A 22,575-nucleotide genomic window follows, 5' to 3' on the forward strand; every position below is an offset into this window, starting at 1 on the left:
CCCTTCGCCCTTGAGTAGCCTTTTCCTCAGAATTAGTTCCCACATTCCAGAAATTTCTGCTTTTAAAGCCCATTCTTTTTGTCATTGTCGCCGTCCTTTCTTTAAGCGACGGTTTTTGACCTCTCATTCAGCAAGCCTGGCATAATAGAGCCATTCCGAAGGGAAGGGGAAGGCGATTGGTAAACCAGGCAAACGAGGAGGTTGTCTCCAAGTGTTGGGACCAACCGAATCTAGGTAAAAACACGACATCATATTTGGGAATGGCAATTACAGAGATAATCCAGATACAACCTCAATTGAGGTAAAGGGACATTTGGCCATTATTGTTGGACTAAATAAGATGAATGCAATTTGGAAAGGCATAGCAGAAAGGGTCAGTGGATATTCGTGGAAAAGCCAGAATGTTACAGGCGTGGATGTGGGGTCTCGATTGTTGAAGGCAGTGACCCTAAAACCGAGATATGGCAGTCCTTTCTTACAGGGTGTTGTGATTGAAGCCCTTACCTCTAGATCTACTCTCGATCCCCAATCGGATTTTGAGCAGGACCGACATCTCGTCCAAATTCTCCGAAAACAGTTATCCCCTTCTCCTCGTACTGTGGGCCTTACGGTTTCGAGTTCTCACGTGTTGTTGAAAAGACTGACGTTTCCCAATATGTCGGAAAATGATCTTCGAGAACACCTGGCTTTGGAGCTTGACCGGTATATTCCTCTTGATGTTCAAGGTGCCGTGTGGGACGTGTATCGGCACAACGTCACAGGACCCTTGGACAATGGAAAGGATCAAGCTCTTCTGGTTGTGGCAAAAAAAGAATTTATTGAGGAACGAATGCGACAATTTCAACAGCAAGGGATGAGTGTCGGTTTTGTCGATGTGGATGCTTTCTCACTCGTGAATATGGTTGTCTATAACTATGGCCAAGAAGGAACGTGGCTGATTGTTCATCTTGGACCAACCGGCATTCTTTCGGTGGTCATGGAAGAAGGTCATCCTATACATATTCACCAAGTATCCTACGAGGCCGATTGGTATGGAGACCTGCTTGACGGGATGCAATCGGCTTCTGAAAGTTCTGGTAATGGCTATAAGATAGGAGCCTCGGAATCTTTACTTCTTGAGCAATTTTTTAAGGAGACCATCGAGCAGGTTATTCAAACTGCCAAGGATGTTTCGGAAATAACTGACGGGGGAGTCGTGAGGGGCGTATTCCTGTCAGGGGGGTATTCGGTCCTGGAAGGACTCCAATCAAGACTCGCTGATTCATTGGCTGTGTCCGTAATTCTGGTCAATCCCTTCAAAAAGATCGTGGTCCCTCAGGACATTCAACAGGATTGTCGATTTCAGAAAGCCTTGCCTTTATTTGGTGTTGCCGTTGGAGCGGCATTGCGTTGGCTCGACCCTCATGATTGAAATTAATTTAGCACGCCAAATTCAGCGTCAAGTGAGTCCTCATAAGTCTTCCTGGCTGATTTGTATGTTGTTAGGTCTGGTGGTTTTCATGGGTTTTGGGGGGGCGAGTTGGTGGTGGACGAAATCTTTGCAAGAACAGGTTGATGCCTTGCTTCAAGAAAAATCAGTCAAAATGCAGGCTTTAGTTCGGATAAAGGAAAGACTTCAAAATGTGGAAAGTCGTAAGGAGCAAAAAGCGCTTCTTATGACTTCCGTTGGGCGGCTCAGTGACCAGGAGAAAGAAAAGGCTTGGCCGGTAGCTTTGCTGGATGGGGTTAGTCGAAATGTCGGAGATCTTGATATCTGGTTGGAGCGGGTACAACTGGAATCACGGATGGTGGAATTACACGGACAATCGTTAGCACTGGAGGATATTGTGGAATTTATGGAGGCGTTAGAGAATGATCGGATCATCATGAGTTTGCCTGTAGTGGAAATTTTTGAGCGCCCAGAAGGAGAATCAGTGGCCTTTTCCTTTCTGATTCGTTTTGTATGGGATCATCAGGTAACCACATGATGGCGCAGTGGAAGGCACTATCGATCTGGCATCGATTCGGTTTTCTGGTGGGGGTGATGCTTGTCTGTCTGTTGGGTAACCACCTCTTTGTGTGGCAGCAAATGAGTCACTCGCTTGAGGAATTACAACAAGAAGTCGCTCACCTAGATCAGGAACGCCACGGGCTCCTCCAGAAAACAGACTCCTTGAAAGCCATCGAAAGAGAAATCAACGTCTTACGTGAAATTTTGTCCGCTCGAATTCAACAACTTCCTGAACATATTGAATCAAAAGTTTTTCGAAGGGATATCATGGAAATTGCGAAGCGAAAGGGTGTGACGGTTCGGGGGTGGAAGCCCGAAGGTCTTTGGACGGAACTTCAGGGTGCTGAAGCTTCGATTCGGATTGCCGTGAAAGTGGAAGGGGAATTCGAGGGAACAGTTCAATTTTTGGATGACTTGCGTCAGCTTGCATGGGTCGAAAGTATTTCTTCCATTGTCATGGCCGGAAGGTCAGAAAACGAAAATTCATCTACCCTTATCACGAATCTGGTGATGCACGGGTTAACCCCCTTAGGTATTGAACATGTTCAGCAACTGCTTAAAACATGATCGAGCCAATCAACTCCTGGCGGGAATGCGAGGGCACGGTGTCATGTTCATGTGGGGTACGGTCTCAAGGATGGCGGTATACTGGAGATGGTGCGCGAGCTACTCTGTCTGTGTTTGGGGTGTGTTGATTTTTGTTGGGTTAATGGGAGAGGCTGCCGGGAAAGGAGCCTCCCCATTGCCTTCTCATCCAAGCAGGTTAGCAAAAATGAGTGTAGATCAGGATAATGCCAGACACGCTGTCGTGAATCGTCGAGACCCTTTCAAACGCATATCGAAGCCCCTGCCAACGCCCAAGGTTTCGACCCAATCAGATACAGAACCGAAAGATGCTCCCCTCGCAGATAATCCAGTCTGGAGACTTCTTGGTGTGATGCATGGCCAGGATGGCCACCAGGCGGTCATTCAGATATCTCCAACTGAGCGAGTTTTGGTACAACCGGGGGTTGAACTTGCTCGATCAGGATGGACGATTAAGACCATCAGTGAGAAGGAGGTGCTACTGGAGTACGTCTCTTCAGCCTCCTCGGTGAGGGGGGCTTCCCCGACAAGAACCTTCATTCTTTCCTTCCCCACCATTCAAAAATCACCATGAATATTTTTGTTGAGAAAGCCTGAAAAAACCTTCATAATCCATACTCTTGAAGTCTAGGGGATGATTCGTCAACCCATTTGCGCGCATCGAAAGGGGTTATTAGGCGTTCAACAATACCCGTCGCCTAAGTTCGCAGCTCCATACTTGATACGTTTGGGAATGGATAAGAGGAGACATGCCACCGGCATGAGTGTGTAATCCTGAAAAAAGGAATGAAATGTTGAGATATTTAAATGCGGGGGAATCCCATGGGAGAGGTCTCATGGCGGTGGTGGAGGGAGTTCCGTCCGGTTTGCCGGTCGTGGCCGATGAAATTAATGCAGATTTGATCCGTCGGCAAGGCGGATATGGTCGTGGTGGCCGGATGCGCATTGAAAAAGACCGGATTGAATTTATTTGTGGGGTTCGAAAAGGGAAAACTTTGGGAAATCCCTTAGGTCTGTTGATCTGGAATAAAGACTGGGAAAACTGGAAAGACATCATGGCGTCAGAACCTGGTCCACCCTCTACCGAACGCGTGGTGACTCGTCCACGACCGGGCCACGCAGATTTGGTTGGAGCCATCAAATATGGGCATCGGGATATCCGCAATGTGCTGGAAAAAGCCAGTGCCAGAGAAACAGCCATCAGAGTGGCTATTGGTGGAGTGGCGAAGGCGGTGCTCGCCCAGTTTGATATGCGGGTGGTCAGTTATACTATGGATATTGGAGGCATTGCGGCCCCCAGCCCGAATGACCCGTTGATGGCATATGAACATGCAGAACAATCTGATGTACGATGCCATGATCCGGAGACGGCAAAAAAAATGATTGAACAGATTCGGGCAGCCAAACATAAAGGGGACTCCTTGGGTGGAATTTTTGAAGTCGTAGTGACGAACGTTCCGATTGGGCTAGGGACTTATGCTCAATGGGATCGGCGACTGAGTGCTCGCTTGGCATTTGCTGCGATGAGTATTCAAGCTATGAAGGGGGTCGAAATTGGAATGGGTTTTGAGTCGGCCCGCCGTTTTGGCTCTGAAGTGCACGACGATATCTACTTTGATAAAGCCACAGGACAATTTATCAGAAAGTCGAACAATGCTGGTGGGTTGGAAGGCGGTATTACTAATGGGCAACCGATTGTCCTGCGAGTGGCCATGAAACCCATTGCGACCCTTTACACTCCCAAAGACAGTGTGGATATTGAAACTAAAGAATCGTTTGAGGCCACCGTGGAGCGTTCGGATATTTGTACTGTACCGGCTGCCGGTGTTGTCGGAGAAGCGGTGATTGCATATGAAATGGCCAATGCCTTAATTGAAAAATTTGGTGGAGATACGTTGGATGAAATGAAAAAAAATTTTGAGGCTTATCAAGAGTATGTCCGCACGTTTTAAGTGCTTTGGCCTGAGCTCCTATCGTGGCAGATTTTTTTCGTTGCTTGTAATGAGACCGTTTTCTGGTGATTTCCGCTAGATGAATATCTCTGAACTCTCGAAACACGTTCCGGTTTCTTTAGGAGACCGGAGCTACCACGTTCTTATCCAACCGCATATTCTGCCTCAGATTGGCCGTGTGCTTCAGGATGTTGGATTATCCGGTCAAGTTGCCATTGTGACCAATTCAATCGTCAATGAGCTCTACGGTCGAGTCGTTTTCCGGTCCTTGAAGCGGTGCGGGTTTTCTCCATTTTTTGTTGTGATTCCCGATGGAGAAAAAGCTAAATCTATGTATTGGCTGTCAAAAATACTGGATGAACTGGTCAGGCAACGACTTGAGCGCCAGGAAGTGGTGTTGGCGTTAGGTGGGGGGGTCGTGGGAGATGTGGCTGGATTTGCGGCCTCTGTCTATCTGCGCGGTGTTCCCTTCGTCCAAGTCCCGACGACATTGGTGGCTCAGGTAGATTCGAGCGTGGGTGGAAAAACAGGGGTCAACCATCCAATAGGAAAAAATTTGGTCGGCGCATTTTATCAGCCACGTGTCGTTGTCGTTGATCCGCAGGCGTTGCAATCTCTTCCGAAACGTGAATGGGTCGCAGGTTTAGCGGAGGTGATTAAGTATGGCATGATTGCCGATCCGAAATTTTTTGAATATTTAGAGCAAAACATAGATGGCTTACGAGAACAAGCAGAGGATGTGATCCCTACCGTCATTCGGCGGTGTTGTGAAATTAAAGCCGAAGTTGTGGGTGGAGATGAACGGGAATCGGGGCGCCGCCGAATTTTGAATTATGGCCATACCGTAGGCCATGCACTGGAAACCTGGGGACGCTATAAAACATGGATTCATGGAGAGGCTGTGGGAATCGGCATGGTGCAGGAAGCCGCAATGGCGCAATTTTTAGGGATGTGTACTAATGAGCTTGTTGAGCGGCAACGTGATTTGATTCAGGATGTCGGGTTGCCCATTGCTATGCCTTCAATGACATTCATGGATCTCTGGGGGGCCATGCAACATGACAAAAAGGTGGTAAAGGGCCAAATCAATTGCGTGGTACCCACCTCAATTGGGAATGTCCAAGTTGTGCCCCTTGTTCGGCAACGTATTCGTCAATGGTTCACTGCCAGTCAGTCCTCCCGCGTGAAACGATTGAAGTCCGTTCCAGAGACATTGAGTCGTCCACGTCTATCCAGGAAACAAAAATAACATGGCTCATGTCCGTCCTTCGACCATAGAAGACCTGAAGCACCTCGTTCGGGAACGGAGCCGTGAAGTGCAGATTCTTCACCGAATCAGCGAATCCATAAGTGGTTCTTTGGAGCTGGAAACAGTATTAAAGCAAATAGTGGAGGTGGTTGTTGAAGTGACGAAGGGGGATGCCTGTCTGTTGTATTTGATCTCTGAAACAACAGACGAACTTATTCTGCGTGCATCAAAAAATCCTCATCCCCGGCTCATCGGGCGGATATCTATTGGTCTGGGTGAAGGGATTACCGGATGGGTGGCACGAGAAAAAGTTCCAGTGGTGATTTCCCGCAATGCAAGTGATGACGCCAGATTTAAGTTTTTTCATCGTCTGCCGGAAGATCGTTTTCAGGCGTTTGTGTCAGTTCCCATCACAAGTAAGGGGAGAATGATCGGAGTCATCAATGTTCAGCATAAGCGGCCGAAACGGTATGCCGAAGAAACGCTAGCCCTCTTACTGACCATTGCTAATCAAGTCGGCGGAGCCATTGCCAATGCCAGATTGTATGATGATATGCGGCAAAAAGCGCGCCGGCTTGAAACTCTTTCCCAAGTGTCGGAAACTGTGGCGTCTAATCGACTGATAGAGGATGTGCTGCAATTAATTGTGACTATGACCGCTCAGCTGATGAATTCAAAGATCTGCTCGATCATGCTGGTCGACCAGGCTTCTGGGGAACTTCGCATTGCTGCCACTCAAAGTCTGAGCGATGCGTACCGGCGGAAGCCACCCTTGAAGGTTGGGCAGAGCATGAGTGGTCGGGCTGTGCAGGATCACCATCCGGTGTATGTCTCGGATGTAAAGGCGGAAGAGGGATATTTTTATCGGGATTTGGCGAAACAGGAAGGATTGCATTCTTTATTGTCCATCCCCATGCTCATGAAAGAAAATCCGATTGGGGTGATAAATGTATACACTTCCAGTTACCATGCGTTTTCAGATGAAGAAGTGATCACGCTTCAAGCCATTGCGAATCAATCCGCCGTCGCCATAGAGCACACTCGGCTTATGGAAAAATCGTTTGAGATGCAGGAGGCCCTGGAAGTGCGAAAATTGGTAGAGCGTGCTAAGGGATTTTTAATGGCGTCTAGGGGATTGTCAGAACCTGAAGCGTTTCGTCTTATGCAACGACAAAGCATGAATCTTCGAAAATCCATGAGAGAAATTGCAGATGCGATTATCCTCGCGGAGGAACTTCAACGGGCGACTCAGTAGGCATCCCTAGGACGATTCATCATGGACATAGGAATTTGAGGAAAGGTTTTTTGAACGGACTCTTCATCACTTGTATAATACGCTGAAGGGCGACAACGACGTCTTCCTGTATATGTTAGCTCAAAGGACAATGGCGTCCTCGGTTCCGCTGGGACAGAGGACGTTTTTTTTATCATGATGCTTCGATTAGCAATGGTGCAGATGAATGCGGTCGTTGGGGATCTAGAGGGGAACACGCGCACCATTTGCGGATGGATTCGCGAGGCCAAAAAAGCCAAAGCGGATGTGGTGGTCTTTCCGGAATTGGCGGTGTGTGGATATCCTCCAGAAGATCTTCTCCTCATGCCCCAGTTTCTATTTAATATAAGTCGGATGCGGGACCGTATTGCCAAGGTCACGAAGGGGATTATGGCCGTAGTGGGAAGCGTAATCGAATCTGATCGTCCTGCTCAACATTCCATCCTGGGCTCCGGGCTTGATCGAAGGAAGCCCTTAAATGCGGCGTGGGTTTTGGTCGATGGACAGGTGAAAAGATCATATGCCAAATCAAAGTTGCCCAATTATGGAGTGTTTGATGAAGAACGGTATTTTCAACCGGGACGAACCAGTCCGGTCTACTGCCTGGGCCCGTTACGTATCGGAATCAATATTTGTGAGGATATATGGTTTGCCAATGGTCCGGCCAGCCAGCAGGCAGCGTATGGCGGTGCTCAGCTTATCCTAAACATCAATGCTTCTCCTTATCACATTGGGAAAACCCAAAGTCGTGAACACATGTTGGCGGTTCGGGCTAAGGCTAACAATGTAATGGTTAGTTATACCAATATGGTTGGAGGCCAGGATGAATTGGTCTTTGATGGGAATAGTCTCGTCATGGATTCCACCGGTCGAATACTTGCGCGGGCAAAAGCCTTTAAAGAAGATTTCTTGCTTACCGACCTCAATATTCCGTCAATACGAAAGGGGAAATTCAAAAGGTCTGGAAAAGAACCTGAATTCGATGCCGATGAGGTTCGGATTCCGATGATTCGCATGGGATGGACACCAACGTGGCCGAAGTCTGGAGTTCCAAGTGTCATAAGGCTCACACCGGTAATCGGAGAGATGGAAGAAATCTACCGGGCACTCGTGCTGGGAGTGCAAGATTATGTGAGGAAGAATGCCTTCTCCAGGGTTCTTGTCGGTATCAGCGGAGGGATTGATTCGGCTTTGACCGCATTGATTGCCCGAGATGCTTTAGGCGCGTCCAATGTCATGGGTGTCATGATGCCATCCCCCTATACTTCTAAGGAAAGTCGTGAGGATGCTCGCCGGCTAGGGAAAAAATTAGGAATCGATATGCGGAGTCTTTCAATATCAGGCGTATTCAAGACTTTTCTTCGGGTGTTGGGCAAATCCTTTCACGGCTGTCAGGCTGATACGACAGAAGAAAATCTCCAAGCCCGCATCCGAGGAACCCTGCTGATGGCTCTTTCCAATAAGTTCGGATACTTAGTGCTGACGACGGGGAATAAAAGCGAAATGAGTGTGGGGTATGCCACACTGTATGGGGATATGGCTGGAGGGTTTGCCGTTATCAAAGACATTCCCAAAACAAAAGTGTATCAGCTTTCTCGATGGCGAAGCGAGTATAGGGGCTCTTGTTTTGATCGAGTGATTATTCCAGAAAGAATTCAGGTGCGCGCCCCTTCCGCTGAGTTGAGGCCTGATCAGACAGATCAGGATGCCCTCCCTCCCTATCCGGTGTTAGATGCCATTCTTCAAGCCTATGTTGAGGACAATGAGTCAATGAGTAGGATTGTGAAGATGGGCTATGATTCTCATGTTGTCCGAACGGTAATGGGGATGGTAGATCGCAGCGAGTACAAGCGTCGACAAGCGCCAGTGGGCATTAAAATTACTTCGAGAGCGTTAGGAAAAGATCGGCGGATGCCGATTACGAACCGATATGTTTCGGGAGATTAACCTGAATGCCTGACATGATCAGCTTTAGTGGAGTTACCTTCTGTGAGTGAAGACCTTCCTTTGACCCCTCCCGGTTTAACGGAACACAAGGACTCCTATCTGGGGCTTCACCTTCTCCAGGAACAGCGGGAGTTTCTTCGGCAACGATTAATCGAAGGGGCGATGGGCAGTGAAATCACACAGGCTTTTTCAGATTTTATGGATGCCTTACTAATCACGCGGTTTCGTGAGGTCATTCAGCAAGGCAATGCCGGTGTACGCGCTGGCTGGCAGCAGTGTTGTTTAGTGGCCATGGGGGGGTATGGGCGGCGGGAGTTAGCTCCATATTCCGACATCGATGTCATGATTCTCACTCAGGGCAATCAAGGAGAAGTCGCTGAGGCGCTTTCAACCGGAGTTTTTCACCGGCTTTGGGATCTTGGGTTTCAAGTTGGGCATAGTGTGCGGTCCCTCGCAGAATGCCTGACGATCGCAGAGGCCGACCTCGCTGCCTGTACCTCACTGATGGAAGCACGATTTCTTATTGGCAGTGCTTCAGTGTTTCAGGAATTTCAACGAAAATTCGCACGTCGGATCATCAAGAAGCGAGCGCAACGGTTTGTTCTCGATAAAATCCAAGAGCGGGAGAGAGAATATGCCAAATTTGGTGAGACGGTATTTATGCTCGAGCCGAATATTAAAAAAAGTAAGGGGGGGCTACGTGATCTGCATTTGTTGCAATGGATTGGCCAGGCTCGATATGGGGCGGGGACGATTCAAGAACTCTCGAATCGGGGAATAATTGCTATTCAGGATTATCAGGTTCTGCAGGATGCACAGGAATTTCTATGGCGAGTTCGGTGTTTTTTACATTTTGAAGCGGGACGGGCTCAAGATATCCTCACGTTTGACGATCAGGTTCGGCTCTCTGCACTTTGGGGATTTGTGGATCATCCTCATTTGCTGGCCGTTGAGCAATTTATGCAAGTGTATTTCCGTCATACGACCGGATTGTTTGACCGTGGGCGGCGGTTTCTTGATCAAGCCAGAAAGGGAACTTGGCTTGACCGGGTCCGGCGATGGTGCCCTTCCCCATTAATCGAAGGGCATTTCCGTATTCTAGAAAATCGGTTGACAATTCAGACCGATAAATTACTTGAGGTGATGGAAAGCCCCATGTTGCTTCTTAAGTTATTTATGGTCTCTCATCGTCAGGCTGTCCCCATCGATTCGTGCATTCTCAATGAATTGTCCCAGCACATGGGAACCCTACCCAATGAACAGTTTCATATCAAATCGGTGAGTGGACTTTTTCGACACATTTTGTCAACCCCTGGTCGGATAGCTCAAACTCTTGAGGCCATGCATCAGGCCGGTCTACTGGAAAAACTCGTGCCAGCTTTCTCCAGAGTACGTGGCCTCATGCAGTTCAATCAATATCATAAATACACGGTTGATGAGCACAGTCTGCTCGCAGTGAGGGAAGCGGAGCGCCTCCAGAATCATCAAGGAATAATAGGGGAAGTCTACCGGAACATCCCTGATAAAGACATCTTGCATTTGGCACTGTTGCTTCATGATTTAGGCAAAGGGCGTCCTGGGGATCATAGTGAAGTCGGCCAGGAGATTGCCCACCTAACGGCTGATCGGTTGGATTTGTCTGAGAAGGAACGACAGGCTCTGGCATTCCTGGTTCGCCACCATTTGCAGATGTCTCATACGGCTTTTCGTCGAGACCTGAACGATCCGAAAACGATTGTCACATTCGCTCGAACTGTGAAAACCGTCGGGATCCTTCAGAAGCTCTTCATTCTGACGATTGCAGATATATCAGCGGTGGGACCTGAGGTGATGACGAAATGGAAGGAGTCCCTGTTGGGTGAACTGTATTCCCTGACCTACGCAGAGCTCGCCGGGGACACAGGTCCATCTAATTCCGGTGATTGGAGTAAGAATATTTCGCCCGAAGCTCGAAATGAACTTATCGGGATTTTAAGGAATTATCGAGGCGAAGGACGTTATCCTGAATTCGACTGGACGGAACGGGTGAATGCCACACTTCAACAACTTCCCGGTCGGTATGTTCAATCGACACCGGTTGGCCAGATGGCTGCGTATCTTTTAGCCATTCAATCTCTGCCTGTAAAGTCGACCCAAGTGGAGGCAAGATTCAATCAAACGTTAGGGGTATCGGAGTACGTGCTGATCACGCGGGAACAGACCAAGCCGGGAATTTTCATGCAAGTGGCGGGAGTATTAGCCACCATGGGATTGCAGGTATTGGAAGCGCAAATTATGACACTCAAGGATGGCACGGTGTGGGATGTGTTTTCGGTCTACGATTCTGATTATGAAGGGCCGCCATCTGTCGGTCGCCTAGAGGAGGTGGCGAAGGAGATTCAACAGGTCGTGGAGGGAAGGCAATCAGTGCATCAATTGGTTGAACGACGACGGCGCATGGCCTTTGGCCGTCCCTTTCCAACTGGCCGGCATCCCACGGAAGTCCATATTGATCAGGGGGTATCCGATGCTTATACGGTGATTGACATCTTTGCCGATGACAAGCAAGGGCTACTCTTTGTGATCGCTAAAACGCTGGTTCAATTGGATCTCTCAATTCATATGGCGAGAATCGGGACTAGGTTAGATCAGGTGGCTGATGTCTTTTATGTAACCGACTCCCATGGAGAAAAAATTCTTTCCGTTGAAAACTGTGAGCAAATTCAACATACTCTTCATGCCGCTGTTGATCAATTTCTGGATGAATAATGTAGGTGGTTCTTGCGTATCATGCACCATCTACCGGCACGGTGAGTGATGGAAGAGGGCATTGGTGTAGACTCCGGCTTTTCAGCTAGAAACCAATTTTTGGCCATTAACCATTGCTGCATCTTCAGAAAATTTAAATTCACGGGAGAGGGTTTCGGAAATTCCCTTATTATTGTCAGGGTTGGATATTAATGCTTGGCGGCACTGCTTGACATCCTCCTCACATTTATCTAGTCGGGCATCAGATTTAGCCTAATATTGAGGTGTTCATCCAATGTTAAGGAAGGGAAATCCGGTAAACATTCTCTCATGCCGGTAGAAGGGGGTTAAGGAAACCACTCTTGGTGATTAGCGGAACAAACAGGTCTAATTGGGCATAGAGAAGCCGTCTCATCCAACAGGTCAGGGGCGTCAGGGAACGTAGCTTTAGTCCAAACCGGTTCTACCCTCCCATAGCGGTGGGCGATATGGGCAAATAACGGGAGGGGGCGTGTGTAGTTATTGCCCCCCTTCATGGTTACCAGGGTTCTGCCGTGACTTAATGATGTGGTGAACTTACGGTATAGGATAAAGCATTTTTGTCCTAGATAGCATTAAAGTGTCTGGTGAACGAGGTGGGCATGCCGATGGCTTTTGATTTTTTTGGATTCCTTCATGGCGGCTAGTGCCTGGGATGTGATTGCAGATCCGCAATTCGTACAACACCAAAAGGCTCCGGTTGGTGCAAGTGTACTGTTCTGGCATTTTGGGCAGCGTTGAAATGGCATGGTTGGTTCCTTTCTTAAGGCTAATTGTGTCAAAAAGCAGCATCAAAGTAAGTAGGGGACCCAGGAGTGCGAATGGGTCCCCTACTAGCTTGGAGAGGGGAAGAGTCCTCTCCGGGGTAGGCGGGCAGTTCGATGAGCGGAGATATCCGGATAAATGAATGTTGAGGACGTTTAACGACACCATGTTTGGGTGATTTGGTCATTTGTCCATCCTCATCCCTGGTCTTCCACGAGGCTACGAGAGTATTCCTGAGCGGCCTCTGAGCGATTGGGGAGCGGTTGAAGATTGAAAAGCATTGAAGAGGTGTTGGTTTGGGGAGTTGAGAAAATCATCCTTCCCGTGCTGGTTTGCATGAATCGGGTAACCACCACCTCAATGGCTTGACCGACCAGAGTGGCACCGTGGTCAACGACGACCATCGTGCCATCATCTAGATGTGCAATCCCCTGCCCTTGCCCTTGCCCTTCCTTGTGAATGAAAACCCGAATCGTTTCCCCAGGCAATACCAAAGGCCGTAATTGATAGGTTAATTCGTTCACATTGAGGGAAGATACACCTTGAAGTAATGCGACTTTTGCCAGGTTCCAATCGTTGGTCACGATCTTAGCTTCGCGATTTTTGGCTATGGCGATGAGTTGATGGTCAACTGCGGATATTTCGGGTTCCCAGTCCTCAATTATCACCACCTCCATGTTTGGCAACTGTTGGAGTTGAGATAAGATATCCAAGCCACGCTTCCCCTTAATTCGTTTAGAGGGGTGAGCGGAGTCGGCTAATGTTTGGAGTTCATGAAGAATACTTTTGGGAACCAGGAAAGGACCTTCCAAAAACCCTGTGGTGCAGAGAGGAAGTATTCTGCCATCGATAATGGCGCTAGAATCCAGCAATTTTTGAACGGTGTTCGATGGGGTAAGTGAAGTGTGGGGAGAAGATATTTTTGGTTGTTCAGCGATAGGGGCCGGCACCAGTGTGTTGGAGATGTGAATACCGACAATCAACCCGATGTAGGGACAGAGAAGAAACAGAGGGAGTCCAATCCACGGGGTGAGGGAAGACATCTGGAGGAGACCTGATCCCATTCCCATGATCGATAAAAAACCGATTCCTGCCAGGGCGACAATAAGTCCTATGCTACCACCAATCAAGGTGGAGCGGCGGCATGACATGAGTTGTCGTTCTATCAATAGGCCTATGCAGCCGATTGCCAAGCCGGTGGCTCCCAACAGCACGATGTCTGGAAGGGCATCGGTCCATTGAGAAGGAGCATGTCCTAGGCCGGCATGCATTCCTACCATGAGACACAAAATGAGAAACAGCCATTGGTGAACGGAAAGAAAGGGCGTTTTTGAAACAACGGGTACTGTGGAGGCTGGTGCAATCATCATAGAGTATATCCTTCAAAGGTTACTGCTAATTCGATAAATGAGGGAGGAGATTCATCCCGTTGGAGCCTCAAGTGGTAAACAATGCGCCGGGGAATGGTCGAAGGTGAGCCTGGACTTGAGAACAGGTTGAGCAGATCTCTGGCAGAAATCACTTTCTGCAACCTCAAGCACTGTGGTAATCCCTCGGAGGTTCAGATCATGGAATAGACGAAATTGTAGGTAGCAACGATGGTCAAAAAATAATGTTTCGCATCGATGGGGTGGTAAAGAGTTGGTGAGGTGCAGGGAACGTTCCAAGCGCCTGAGAGGATCAGTCAATAACGGAAGACCAAAGTCCCGAGGAGGACGACACCAAGAATTCCCAAGTAAGGCTTTGTCAGATATTAAGGCCGCGAGCACGGCCCCACTTGCATGAAACCGGTCGGCTTGTTGTTCTAACAACCAGGCATCGGTTTCAGTAAAGGCGGGCAAGCAGCACAACACAAATTGGGATCCCTGAAATGCTGTTAAGGGAAGATACTGCAATCCTCCCTTTAACAGACAGGGGGTTTTCCACATTGGAGCACGTGTTCCGATCTTCATGTTATTTCCTCCTTGGTATCCAGTGAAAAATATGCCGGGTTTGAGAAATTGATCCATGAATATGTTGTGTCTGAGCACTTACGGGCATCCTGGGTAGAGTCAGGTGGTCACTCTTATTTATATGAATTTGAGATCCATTATCAATATCAAATTATGGTACATAAAACCACCAAGTATTGTCAATTTCAAGGATACTCATTTGGAAATGAATCATTTAATGTGGAAAACAGGCTGGTGAAAACAAGTGATCAGTGGGAAAAGACGGCTGCCGGGAGGTTACATCTTATTTATTTGAATTGAATGAAAGAATAATTGGATGAATATAAGGAATGGTGCCACTGGATGGACGCTGCTCTCTGGGTTGATTTTTAAATGGGATGTCCCCTGGCAGTCAGGTTTTTCAATCAAGTTGTAGTAGCTGCGTTCTGCTTCTCGTCAGTCATTCCGGTCTCCCCGTGTTTTTCATCTCGTTTTTTGATCAATTTAGAGGAGGGCAAAGGTTTGTCGGTCTTTTTCCTCCTTATTCCTCCAATTCCACGATTTGGAGATTCAAAAAGCTGATTTCCTTGAGAGAGCTTTTCCTGTATTTCCTGAAATGGGATATGGTGCTGTGGCCTCCTATGTGTGGGTTTAATTATCCTGGCGGTTTGCAAGTATCTGATCATCCACGTAATCCCCCCAATTAATGCACCGTTATGGGATGACCGCGGTGCCTGGAATGGCTGATTCACTCATTCCTCTCTACCCACATTCGCGTCCATTAAACATTCACTCCATCTTGAAAATTGTGTGAAACTGAAGTTGAAAATGAGCATTTATTAAATGCTCACCAAATGGTTTTATGAAAGAATCTGGCGAAAGGTATTGATGAGGAAGGGGCGGTAGAACGCCGCAGGGTTCTTCCTGCCTTATGGTTTACTCGTGGGCTGGTGCGGAAGTTATTTTGTTTGGTTAGTTCGTTCGGTAAAGAAGGACATTGATGTATGTGAAGAAAGAGAGCGAACTTTTTGCAACGTCACGACGACCCAGGGCAATCCTCGGAAAAGAAATGGGTCATGGCTTTTGATGTTGCCTGGGGACGGCAATGGGGCATGTTACATTGTTAGGTTGATGGGCTGTCTGGTTGAGGTGTTGGAATTCTTTCACGTCAGTGGGCCTCACATTTTGAGCCATCCACCTTCCTGTTTGTTTGGGATCATCCCCAACCAACACGGGAGTCTGCTGGGCAAAGTAGACGTACCGATCCTGGGCATACTCCACCATGAAGACCCATTGGTCATCCATACAGGCTTGATGTTCAATTTCTTTGATCGCTTGGGCCGACCATCCGGACCACGTAATGGGGTGTAAAGTGAAATGGTCCGGGATGCCATCTCCCGTGCCGTCATAGGCCATGGAAATCAGGCCATTGGGCAGGGGCTCCCAGGCTATGGGATGATCCGGAGTTCCTGATTGAACACTGTGAACGATTTGGGCCTGGCCACCCAAATAGATCAGAATACTCACACAGACCTGCAGCCAACGTTTTCCCATTCTTCAATCCTTTCCTAATGGCCTATGGCCATCATGAATTCGGGCCATGCCCATAGACCAATGATACTGAGAAAAACGAGTCCTAGTGATATCAACAAGCTGATGAACACGGGTTTTTCGCCTTCCACGATAAAAGAATGCCCGTTCATGGGAGATCCTCCTGGAAATGGTTTTCTTGCTACAGGATGAGAGGGAGGCGATGAGTTTTCTTTAAGTGAAACTCACTCTCAATATCAATAAGGTAACACTCTTCTCGCTCCTCTTACCATGACCAATGTTTAGAAAATGCATGTTTAAGAAAGGCATTTCCTTAACCGCGTGCTCAGTCATCTTCATAAAAATAGATGTATTGATGGAAGGTACTTAGCCAGATTAATTTACTTAAGAGAAAGAGAACTCAGGCCAACATCAATTTCTGATGTTCCGTAAGGGAAAATTTGGTCAATGGAAATAAGAATCTTATGAAGGCGGGCTGGGTTAAAGGGCATGGACTGAGGTTGAGTTTTTGTTTCATCGAAGTTGATTTTGAATCTCATTAATAGGTATTTATTCCTAGATATTTATATTGACGTTGGTGGAAGATCCGACGGATAATGTCTCACTCTGGCGGCTATCACATGGAGTGGCAGTGAGCCCTTTGAGGCCCCGCTTTTTTAATTCATTTCTATTTAATCACCAAAGGGAGGTGTGTAATGAAAGCCAAAAAGGGGGTTGTGGAATTTTTGAATCAAATTTTAACCGAGGAATTGACGGTTATTAACCAATATTTTCTCCATGCCAAAATGTGTGATAACTGGGGATATAACCGGTTGGAGCATAAAGTGAAAGAACGGAGTTTTAGCGAAATGAAAGACGCCGACAAAATTATTGAACATATTCTGTATCTTGAAGGCGTCCCCAACGTCCAGCGATTGGGAACGGTGAAAATCGGCGAGTCCGTGCCCGAACAACTGAAGTCGGATTTAGCGAAAGAAAAAAAGATGGTCACCCTCCTGACTGAGGCTATCCAACATTGTACAAAGGTTGGAGACTTCACGACGCGGCATCTGCTCGAAGATATGGTGGCAGATGAAGACGAACATATCGATTGGATTGAAACTCAGCAGGAAACAATCAAGCAGATTGGCCTGGAGAATTATTTGAGCGAGCAAATCAAGAATGAGGGGTAAGACGTTAATTGTTTGGCGTCAGGCGAAAGAGGATGGTAGTTTTTAGTCCGTCCGCGAGCTTTCCAATATATCTGCATAAGGCGAAGTGCCTGTATTCAACAGGCGCCTCGCCCATCAGGGAGATGAACCGGCTTTTTGCTTGTCACATAAGTAAACTGTCATTTTAGTTTGAGAGTGATGTCCCGTTGCCTCCGAAGAGGAACCCTTCTCTCTCCCGCCGTTGTTCGTGGAAATCCGCTGTTATGATTTGTGTGAGCCTACACCTGTTCTTTTGTCACATGAAACGAGGATACATTTTTTTTCGTAATGCTCGGGGACGTTACAGAAGAGGACATAACGGCTTGAATCCAGGAGTACCTTATTATTCCTGCTGTTGCCAGGTGACAGTTCCTTTATTATCCTTCTCCTTCATCCGCGCAAGGTTGGCCGGATTCAGGGCAGTACGGAGGATCACCAATTCATGTGGCATCGTTTCGGATTTCACTGCTTAAATGGGGATCCGGCACGCTTTGCCCATGGTTTGAGATGTGCCTTTGATTTCGTCAACTCAGTTAAGAGGCATGACGGATGTTTTCCATGATCATACTTGATGGATGACGAACATTTTTTTCAATGGCAATTGGAGATTGCTGCGTTAACAAGATCGGGTGCCCTTCGTAACCCAGCGGTGTTTGATACCTGAGCTGCCATTCTAGTCATTTGCATGGCATAGGCGAGGAACTCTTCTTTTTCAAAATGAAGGGTGACTGACTTATAGGTGAGATGAATTCGACTGCAATCGCAGACATTCAATTTGAGTTGTTGACTTGGTGGCATAGGTGTCTCCTGAGTGGTATGAGGTTGATTTGTTAGTGAGTGTCAGCAGAGGCTTGGATTCAGGCCCTGTTCAGCAAATATGAAATTGTCGGTTGGAGGAAAGTCGATATGTTCTTGAGTGGCCTGAGGATGAAAAACTTGGCATTGCTTCAATATGCCCAAAAGGAGGGTCATGCAATGCCAGTTGAACGAATGAGTCAGTTTGTTTCTGACTACTCCCTCTGGATCGAAGATGAAGCTCTGGCATTGGTTTAAGTGAGCTTCACTCGATAAGCCCAAGGCTCGACCTATGCGTTGTGCGGAGTCAGTCAATAAAGGGATGGAAAGGATTTTGGCTTTGGGGAGGTGGGCAGCGAGAAACGGGTGAGCTGGGTGTTGGATACCCAAAAGGGCGGCGCCCTGTTTTTGAACGGCTCTGCGAAACTGATTGAGAAACACGGCATCACAAAATTCTAGGCGGGGCAGGCAACATAGCATGCCCCATTGTCCCTCCAGACTGGCTAGGTCCACATCGATCATATTCCCCTTCAGTAGTGCAGGAACTCGCATACGTGGAATAGTGGAATGTCCTATGGTCATGGGAATGGCCTCCATTGTGTTTGTGTGTGTCCTCCTACCGAAAAGATGGGTTGGCCGCCCGGGAGGAGGGAAAGGCGCCCAACCTTTTTGGGCAGGTACTGGGTAGCTCGCCCTGAAATATAGTTTGTATTGATGGTTTTTAATGTTCATTGGCATTTTGTGTGGGCTGGACTTCAGATACATCCTCAAACAGAGCCCGGAAACTTGAGGGAGAGCAACCTGCCGCATTCTTGAAAAAATGACTAAAGGCAAACTGGTCGCTAAACCCAAGGGCTGTCGCAATTTCCCTGAGGTTGGCATGCCCTTCCTGTAACAGAAATTTAGCTCGTTCTATTCGCAGTCTTTTGAGATGGAAACGGAATGATTCACCGATAACCGTGTGAAAGAGTTGCGAACAGTACTTTTCCGAATACCCCAAGAAGAGGGAAATGTCTTTGAGGGTAAGTCCCTGATGCAGATGTGAGATCATGAAGGTGTGAATCTGTTGAGCTGTTGAATGTGAAAATGCCCGGGTATCCTTTAACCCGGAGAGGAGGTCTTGAAGGATTTTGCAAATAAATGAAGATCGTTCTTCGACTGGATTTGTCCCGATTTTCACGTGAGTCCCTTCTCGCGCCAAACAGCGTAATTCCTCTATCAGCTTTTCCAGGTGATCTTGTGAATTTTGTTGTTCTCGTTGGCATTTCATGGTCTGGGCGCCCCGACCACATTGGACTTCAGTGCCTTGTATTGGAAGTTTGGCAATAGGCCTCCCACCGTGGCAGGTCCAATCAGATTGTTGAGGGTTAGTTGGTTTGGATATTGTCTTCTTCATTATTTCCTATAACGTCACTGGTCTGGAGAGGAATCTTAAGAGAATTTATATTGGGAATATCCGTCGTCTCTGTAATCGGTTATTTAATGATAATGAAAATCATTTATGTTTTCAATAATAGATAAAAATAAATATTTTGCCCATGTTCAAATAACAGAAAAACCATGTTTTTTGTCTATAACTGAAATTAAGCGATTCCCTTTCAGCCAGGAGGGTTTTATGTCGAGGCATCCCCAGTCAGCCTGAGCCATTGGCCTGGAAATAATTGGTGCTTTGACCGTGATTTACGAGGGTGAGACGGGTCCTCCTGGTGAGCCCATGATTTGGATAGACGGTTTGACTGGATGGACGGGGAGTCTATAAGGCTGATGACGTTGATAGAAAGAGAGAATCGGCAAGGATCATTGACTGGTAGTGGTCACAGGCAACACCTCGACCAAAACAACTTCCTTGAAAGTTCTCGAGAGAAAAAAGGGGATAAAAACAACCGGGAGGATCGATCAGTGACCGTAAGCAGATATCATCGCACATGCCCGATGCGCACCTTCATCTAATCGTTGTACCCGTTGTACCACAAGGAATTCCTTTCCCGGATCTCTTAGCGCAATTCCTTCCATGAGCCTCACGCCGAGCCTAGGGCTCGACTTGGCCATGCTACTTTTGGGGCCATAGACAGCCGAGGAGGACATATAACAACTTTTCTGTCGGCAACATCTCACGCTTCTGGTCAGGGGTGAAGCCCCTCAGAATCATCTTCTCTTCCATGCCGTTCCCTCCTTCCGAGAACGACTCACTTTGTACGGCAAGTTGTCTCACTATAAAAATAGACCACTCCTAATGAGGAAAATCGGTTTGAATTGGATTGGGAAGTGCAACGAACCGGGATGAATCACCCTTCAAAGAAAGTTCCTCCCGTAGTATGACTTCAGGTGATTTCTCAAATTCGCTGCTTTCGGAATCGTGGGAGGGAAGGAACCATCTTGCAAGAAGAGGCATTCAAAAAAACAAGCCCACGGTGAATGACTCACCGTGGGCTAAAGGAAGTTCAGTTTCTTCCAGTTATTAGGATTACATGTGTAAGGTCTTGTCTCGACGATATTTTAGTCGTTTATTCGTAGTCTTCGTTTAAAGATCGTAAAAAAGCCGTTAAGGCCGGGATGTCTTCTGGGAGTAAGACGATGTCTTTGAGCTGGGAAGCACCATTGCGAAGTTTTCCGTTTCGCGCTAATTCCGAGTTTGTCATATACCCTTGAATCACCCCTTCCAGCGTATCGGTAATACCGGTATGACTATATGGCGCCGAATGGCCCAAATCGCGAAGCCCGGGAGTTTTAAAAGTGGCAATCGCTTTAGGTAAGAGCCGTTCAGGTTGACAAGCCCGGAATCCACGAAATACGCCAAAGTGCTCATTCAATACGTCTTCGCAAAGGGTTTCCCAAATGGACAGCTGAGATCCAGGGAAATCGGGATTCCAGAAGATATTCCACACCCCGAGATCGGTCAATTGCGAGTTATCCGCTATGGGAATAGCCCGGAAAATTTCTTGGGCATGGGGATGGTGTGAGGTAGCCGGGAGGAATGCGTCCGGGTTGCTATTTCGTTCTTCCAGCCCGGGAATGACAAGGCCCGCAAAGGCACCAGGTCCATGAATCCGATCATACTCCAACTGAGCAATTCCAGTGTTGTGAAACCGGAAATCGGTGAAATTTGGTGGGGTATGACATGCAATGCAATTCCCAATTCCTCCCTGAGCCAAATCACTGGGCCGAACATGGCGGCCTCTATGGCGATGTTTACGCTGATCCTTTTCAGCGAAAAAGATTTTCAGCCCTGCTAATTCTTCAGGCCCAAAAGTGAACGGTTGGTCATGGAATTGAAACTTGCCATCTGCCGTATGGGGATTTTTCTCAACGAAGTGCAGGGACGGGCTATCGGAAGAAGAATTTGCGGGCCATCGGGAATAATTTTGCGAATCGTATGATTCGAGAAATTGAATCTGTTGGAGCAACCGACGAGTATATGACTGCGGAGACTCCCATTTATCCGGTCGGCGTGGCAACTCGTTAATTTCAAGAAAGACATCATAGGGAGAGAGTGTGTAGTTCCCTTCGTCATCCTGTGAAAACAAAAGTTGGTCTGCATAGGCGGAGATGAGTTGGGAGACTGCCTGCACGAGTTGCAGATCAGTGGCCGTAGAAACCTCGACACGAAAATTTTCAGGGATCAGAAATTCTTGAGGAATAGATGGATCGGTTCCAGCGAAGAGAACAGGGTAGGACAGTCCACCAAACTCCTGGGCCAGATTTCCCGTTCCGGAGTCCTCCCGAATGATTCGGGCAATATGTGAGATGGCGATTTCCTGTTCATCGGGAAGCCATCCAAAGTCGCGCCCGGTGAGTGTGCCTTTGACGTTTTCCAGCATCGTCGGGAATTCAGCATCGGCATGAATAAAAAATTTCGGTCGGGGAAGAGCCGCATTAACCATAGGGGGCGCGTTTCGAAGAGTGGTCTGTTTTCCGTCTTCACGGGCTGGAAGAGGGCTGCGACGCGCAAAATCCGAATAAGTATTCATCCCGTATTGTGGAACATCGACTTGTTCATCCACAAAATGGCAGCTTCGACAATTCCTGGATTGACCGGCAAACGGGCCAATGGCAAATTGATCGGGTGGGAGTTGCCAATTTGTCACTTTGTCTAGGGAGGGATCACCTTGGGGCAAGGGATCATTGACATCCCCTCCGTCATCTAAAAAAACTTTAAATATTTGAGCAAATCGTGTTTCCAGAAATAACCGTTCACCGTTGGTAACTTCCGGAGGATCAGCTTCTTCGGCTTCCTGAGCTAACACCAGAGGTGCATTAATGAAAAAGGATAGAGTTGATGTGAGTAAGGAAATACAAAAGACCTGCGCGCAAGAAAAAATAATAACTCTACAGACGTTCATGGGGGCACCTCACTTTAAAATGAATTCATTTTCGGAGAAATCCTCTTTGATTTCTCTCTTATGGATGAATGGTGAATGTAACCTCACACGTCATGTGTTGAGGAGAAGCAAGGGGAGGGCACAGGAGGAGACCAACCCCCTCGCGCACATGAGGATGAATGCACGAGTATTCATCCTCGGAATAAGTAAAGAATCAGAACATTTCACTCCTTCGCCACAAAAAAAGCCCATGAGCGTAGAA

At 47.6% G+C, this 22,575-nt stretch carries 19 protein-coding genes; 9 read left to right on the forward strand and 10 right to left on the reverse strand.

What is annotated here, in order from left to right; genetic code table 11:
* Positions 1–340 precede the first annotated feature (340 nt).
* Genes pilM through pilO form a run of 3 tightly spaced genes read left to right on the forward strand, consistent with a single transcriptional unit; the run spans position 341 to position 2,557 of the window.
* The gene (pilM, locus tag PJI16_08785; protein ID MDT3777649.1) at positions 341–1,411 is read left to right on the forward strand and encodes a pilus assembly protein PilM; all 1,071 of its coding nucleotides are present in this window, start codon (positions 341–343) and stop codon (positions 1,409–1,411) included.
* The gene (locus tag PJI16_08790; protein ID MDT3777650.1) at positions 1,404–1,967 is read left to right on the forward strand and encodes a hypothetical protein; all 564 of its coding nucleotides are present in this window, start codon (positions 1,404–1,406) and stop codon (positions 1,965–1,967) included. Before pilM ends, PJI16_08790 begins: the two co-directional genes overlap by 8 nt.
* On the forward strand, positions 1,964–2,557 hold the full coding sequence (gene pilO, locus PJI16_08795) for a type 4a pilus biogenesis protein PilO (GenBank protein MDT3777651.1): 594 nt from the start codon (positions 1,964–1,966) through the stop codon (positions 2,555–2,557). The genes PJI16_08790 and pilO overlap by 4 nt, the downstream gene beginning before the upstream one ends.
* 402 nt (positions 2,558–2,959) lie before the next feature.
* Here the strand turns inward: pilO and PJI16_08800 are convergent, their stop codons facing one another.
* Positions 2,960–3,115, reverse strand: coding sequence for a hypothetical protein (locus PJI16_08800; protein MDT3777652.1), 156 nt, complete (start codon positions 3,113–3,115; stop codon positions 2,960–2,962).
* Positions 3,116–3,366: 251 nt separating this feature from the next.
* Between PJI16_08800 and aroC the strand changes: the two genes are divergently transcribed.
* From aroC to glnD, 5 genes are all read left to right on the forward strand, one after another.
* Entirely contained in the window at positions 3,367–4,527 is a 1,161-nt protein-coding gene (gene aroC / locus PJI16_08805; protein MDT3777653.1) for a chorismate synthase, read from the forward strand.
* Positions 4,528–4,606: 79 nt separating this feature from the next.
* On the forward strand, positions 4,607–5,776 hold the full coding sequence (aroB, locus tag PJI16_08810) for a 3-dehydroquinate synthase (GenBank protein ID MDT3777654.1): 1,170 nt from the start codon (positions 4,607–4,609) through the stop codon (positions 5,774–5,776).
* A 1-nt stretch (position 5,777) separates the two neighbouring features.
* Positions 5,778–7,031, forward strand: a complete 1,254-nt coding sequence (locus PJI16_08815; GenBank protein ID MDT3777655.1) for a GAF domain-containing protein — start codon at positions 5,778–5,780, stop codon at positions 7,029–7,031.
* Between the two features lie 171 nt (positions 7,032–7,202).
* Positions 7,203–8,996, forward strand: a complete 1,794-nt coding sequence (locus PJI16_08820) for an NAD+ synthase (GenBank protein MDT3777656.1) — start codon at positions 7,203–7,205, stop codon at positions 8,994–8,996.
* A gap of 42 nt (positions 8,997–9,038) precedes the next feature.
* Complete coding sequence (gene glnD / locus PJI16_08825) at positions 9,039–11,744, forward strand: [protein-PII] uridylyltransferase (GenBank protein MDT3777657.1); 2,706 nt, start codon at positions 9,039–9,041, stop codon at positions 11,742–11,744.
* A 980-nt stretch (positions 11,745–12,724) separates the two neighbouring features.
* On the opposite strand, the gene PJI16_08830 is transcribed toward glnD, so the two are convergent.
* From PJI16_08830 to PJI16_08850, 5 genes are all read right to left on the reverse strand, one after another.
* On the reverse strand, positions 12,725–13,897 hold the full coding sequence (locus PJI16_08830; GenBank protein ID MDT3777658.1) for a TRAM domain-containing protein: 1,173 nt from the start codon (positions 13,895–13,897) through the stop codon (positions 12,725–12,727).
* A gap of 51 nt (positions 13,898–13,948) precedes the next feature.
* The gene (locus PJI16_08835) at positions 13,949–14,479 is read right to left on the reverse strand and encodes a hypothetical protein (GenBank protein ID MDT3777659.1); all 531 of its coding nucleotides are present in this window, start codon (positions 14,477–14,479) and stop codon (positions 13,949–13,951) included.
* A gap of 404 nt (positions 14,480–14,883) precedes the next feature.
* Positions 14,884–15,210 (reverse strand): hypothetical protein, encoded by a 327-nt coding sequence (locus PJI16_08840; protein MDT3777660.1) that lies wholly within the window; start codon positions 15,208–15,210, stop codon positions 14,884–14,886.
* A 322-nt stretch (positions 15,211–15,532) separates the two neighbouring features.
* Positions 15,533–16,012, reverse strand: a complete 480-nt coding sequence (locus PJI16_08845; GenBank protein MDT3777661.1) for a hypothetical protein — start codon at positions 16,010–16,012, stop codon at positions 15,533–15,535.
* Between the two features lie 14 nt (positions 16,013–16,026).
* Positions 16,027–16,161, reverse strand: coding sequence for a hypothetical protein (locus PJI16_08850; GenBank protein ID MDT3777662.1), 135 nt, complete (start codon positions 16,159–16,161; stop codon positions 16,027–16,029).
* A 543-nt stretch (positions 16,162–16,704) separates the two neighbouring features.
* Between PJI16_08850 and bfr the strand changes: the two genes are divergently transcribed.
* Positions 16,705–17,181 carry a bacterioferritin gene (gene bfr / locus PJI16_08855; protein MDT3777663.1) on the forward strand — a complete coding sequence of 159 codons (477 nt, stop codon included), beginning with the start codon at positions 16,705–16,707 and terminating at the stop codon, positions 17,179–17,181.
* A gap of 609 nt (positions 17,182–17,790) precedes the next feature.
* On the opposite strand, the gene PJI16_08860 is transcribed toward bfr, so the two are convergent.
* From PJI16_08860 to PJI16_08875, 4 genes are all read right to left on the reverse strand, one after another.
* Positions 17,791–17,997, reverse strand: coding sequence for a hypothetical protein (locus PJI16_08860; GenBank protein MDT3777664.1), 207 nt, complete (start codon positions 17,995–17,997; stop codon positions 17,791–17,793).
* Positions 17,998–18,039: 42 nt separating this feature from the next.
* The gene (locus PJI16_08865; GenBank protein ID MDT3777665.1) at positions 18,040–18,576 is read right to left on the reverse strand and encodes a redoxin domain-containing protein; all 537 of its coding nucleotides are present in this window, start codon (positions 18,574–18,576) and stop codon (positions 18,040–18,042) included.
* Positions 18,577–18,715: 139 nt separating this feature from the next.
* Positions 18,716–19,264, reverse strand: coding sequence for an AraC family transcriptional regulator (locus tag PJI16_08870; protein MDT3777666.1), 549 nt, complete (start codon positions 19,262–19,264; stop codon positions 18,716–18,718).
* Positions 19,265–20,498: 1,234 nt separating this feature from the next.
* Positions 20,499–22,334: a hypothetical protein gene (locus PJI16_08875; protein MDT3777667.1), complete on the reverse strand. Its 1,836-nt coding sequence runs from the start codon at positions 22,332–22,334 to the stop codon at positions 20,499–20,501.
* Between the last annotated feature and the right edge of the window lie 241 nt (positions 22,335–22,575).

It is taken from the genome of Nitrospira sp. MA-1, from assembly GCA_032139905.1.
Classification (GTDB): Bacteria; Nitrospirota; Nitrospiria; order Nitrospirales; family UBA8639; genus Nitrospira_E.

Bases quoted from the DNA above. Each gene is read 5' to 3' on its own strand.
- PJI16_08835 (MDT3777659.1), bottom strand. From the start codon at position 14,479: ATGAAGATCGGAACACGTGCTCCAATGTGGAAAACCCCCTGTCTGTTA.
- pilM (MDT3777649.1), top strand. From the start codon at position 341: ATGAATGCAATTTGGAAAGGCATAGCAGAAAGGGTCAGTGGATATTCG.
- PJI16_08860 (MDT3777664.1), bottom strand. From the start codon at position 17,997: ATGCCACCAAGTCAACAACTCAAATTGAATGTCTGCGATTGCAGTCGA.
- PJI16_08800 (MDT3777652.1), bottom strand. From the start codon at position 3,115: ATGAAGGTTCTTGTCGGGGAAGCCCCCCTCACCGAGGAGGCTGAAGAG.
- PJI16_08865 (MDT3777665.1), bottom strand. From the start codon at position 18,576: ATGACCATAGGACATTCCACTATTCCACGTATGCGAGTTCCTGCACTA.
- PJI16_08870 (MDT3777666.1), bottom strand. From the start codon at position 19,264: ATGAAATGCCAACGAGAACAACAAAATTCACAAGATCACCTGGAAAAG.
- PJI16_08830 (MDT3777658.1), bottom strand. From the start codon at position 13,897: ATGATGATTGCACCAGCCTCCACAGTACCCGTTGTTTCAAAAACGCCC.
- PJI16_08845 (MDT3777661.1), bottom strand. From the start codon at position 16,012: ATGGGAAAACGTTGGCTGCAGGTCTGTGTGAGTATTCTGATCTATTTG.
- aroC (MDT3777653.1), top strand. From the start codon at position 3,367: ATGTTGAGATATTTAAATGCGGGGGAATCCCATGGGAGAGGTCTCATG.
- aroB (MDT3777654.1), top strand. From the start codon at position 4,607: ATGAATATCTCTGAACTCTCGAAACACGTTCCGGTTTCTTTAGGAGAC.
- PJI16_08850 (MDT3777662.1), bottom strand. From the start codon at position 16,161: ATGAACGGGCATTCTTTTATCGTGGAAGGCGAAAAACCCGTGTTCATC.
- PJI16_08875 (MDT3777667.1), bottom strand. From the start codon at position 22,334: ATGAACGTCTGTAGAGTTATTATTTTTTCTTGCGCGCAGGTCTTTTGT.
- bfr (MDT3777663.1), top strand. From the start codon at position 16,705: ATGAAAGCCAAAAAGGGGGTTGTGGAATTTTTGAATCAAATTTTAACC.
- PJI16_08790 (MDT3777650.1), top strand. From the start codon at position 1,404: ATGATTGAAATTAATTTAGCACGCCAAATTCAGCGTCAAGTGAGTCCT.
- pilO (MDT3777651.1), top strand. From the start codon at position 1,964: ATGATGGCGCAGTGGAAGGCACTATCGATCTGGCATCGATTCGGTTTT.
- PJI16_08815 (MDT3777655.1), top strand. From the start codon at position 5,778: ATGGCTCATGTCCGTCCTTCGACCATAGAAGACCTGAAGCACCTCGTT.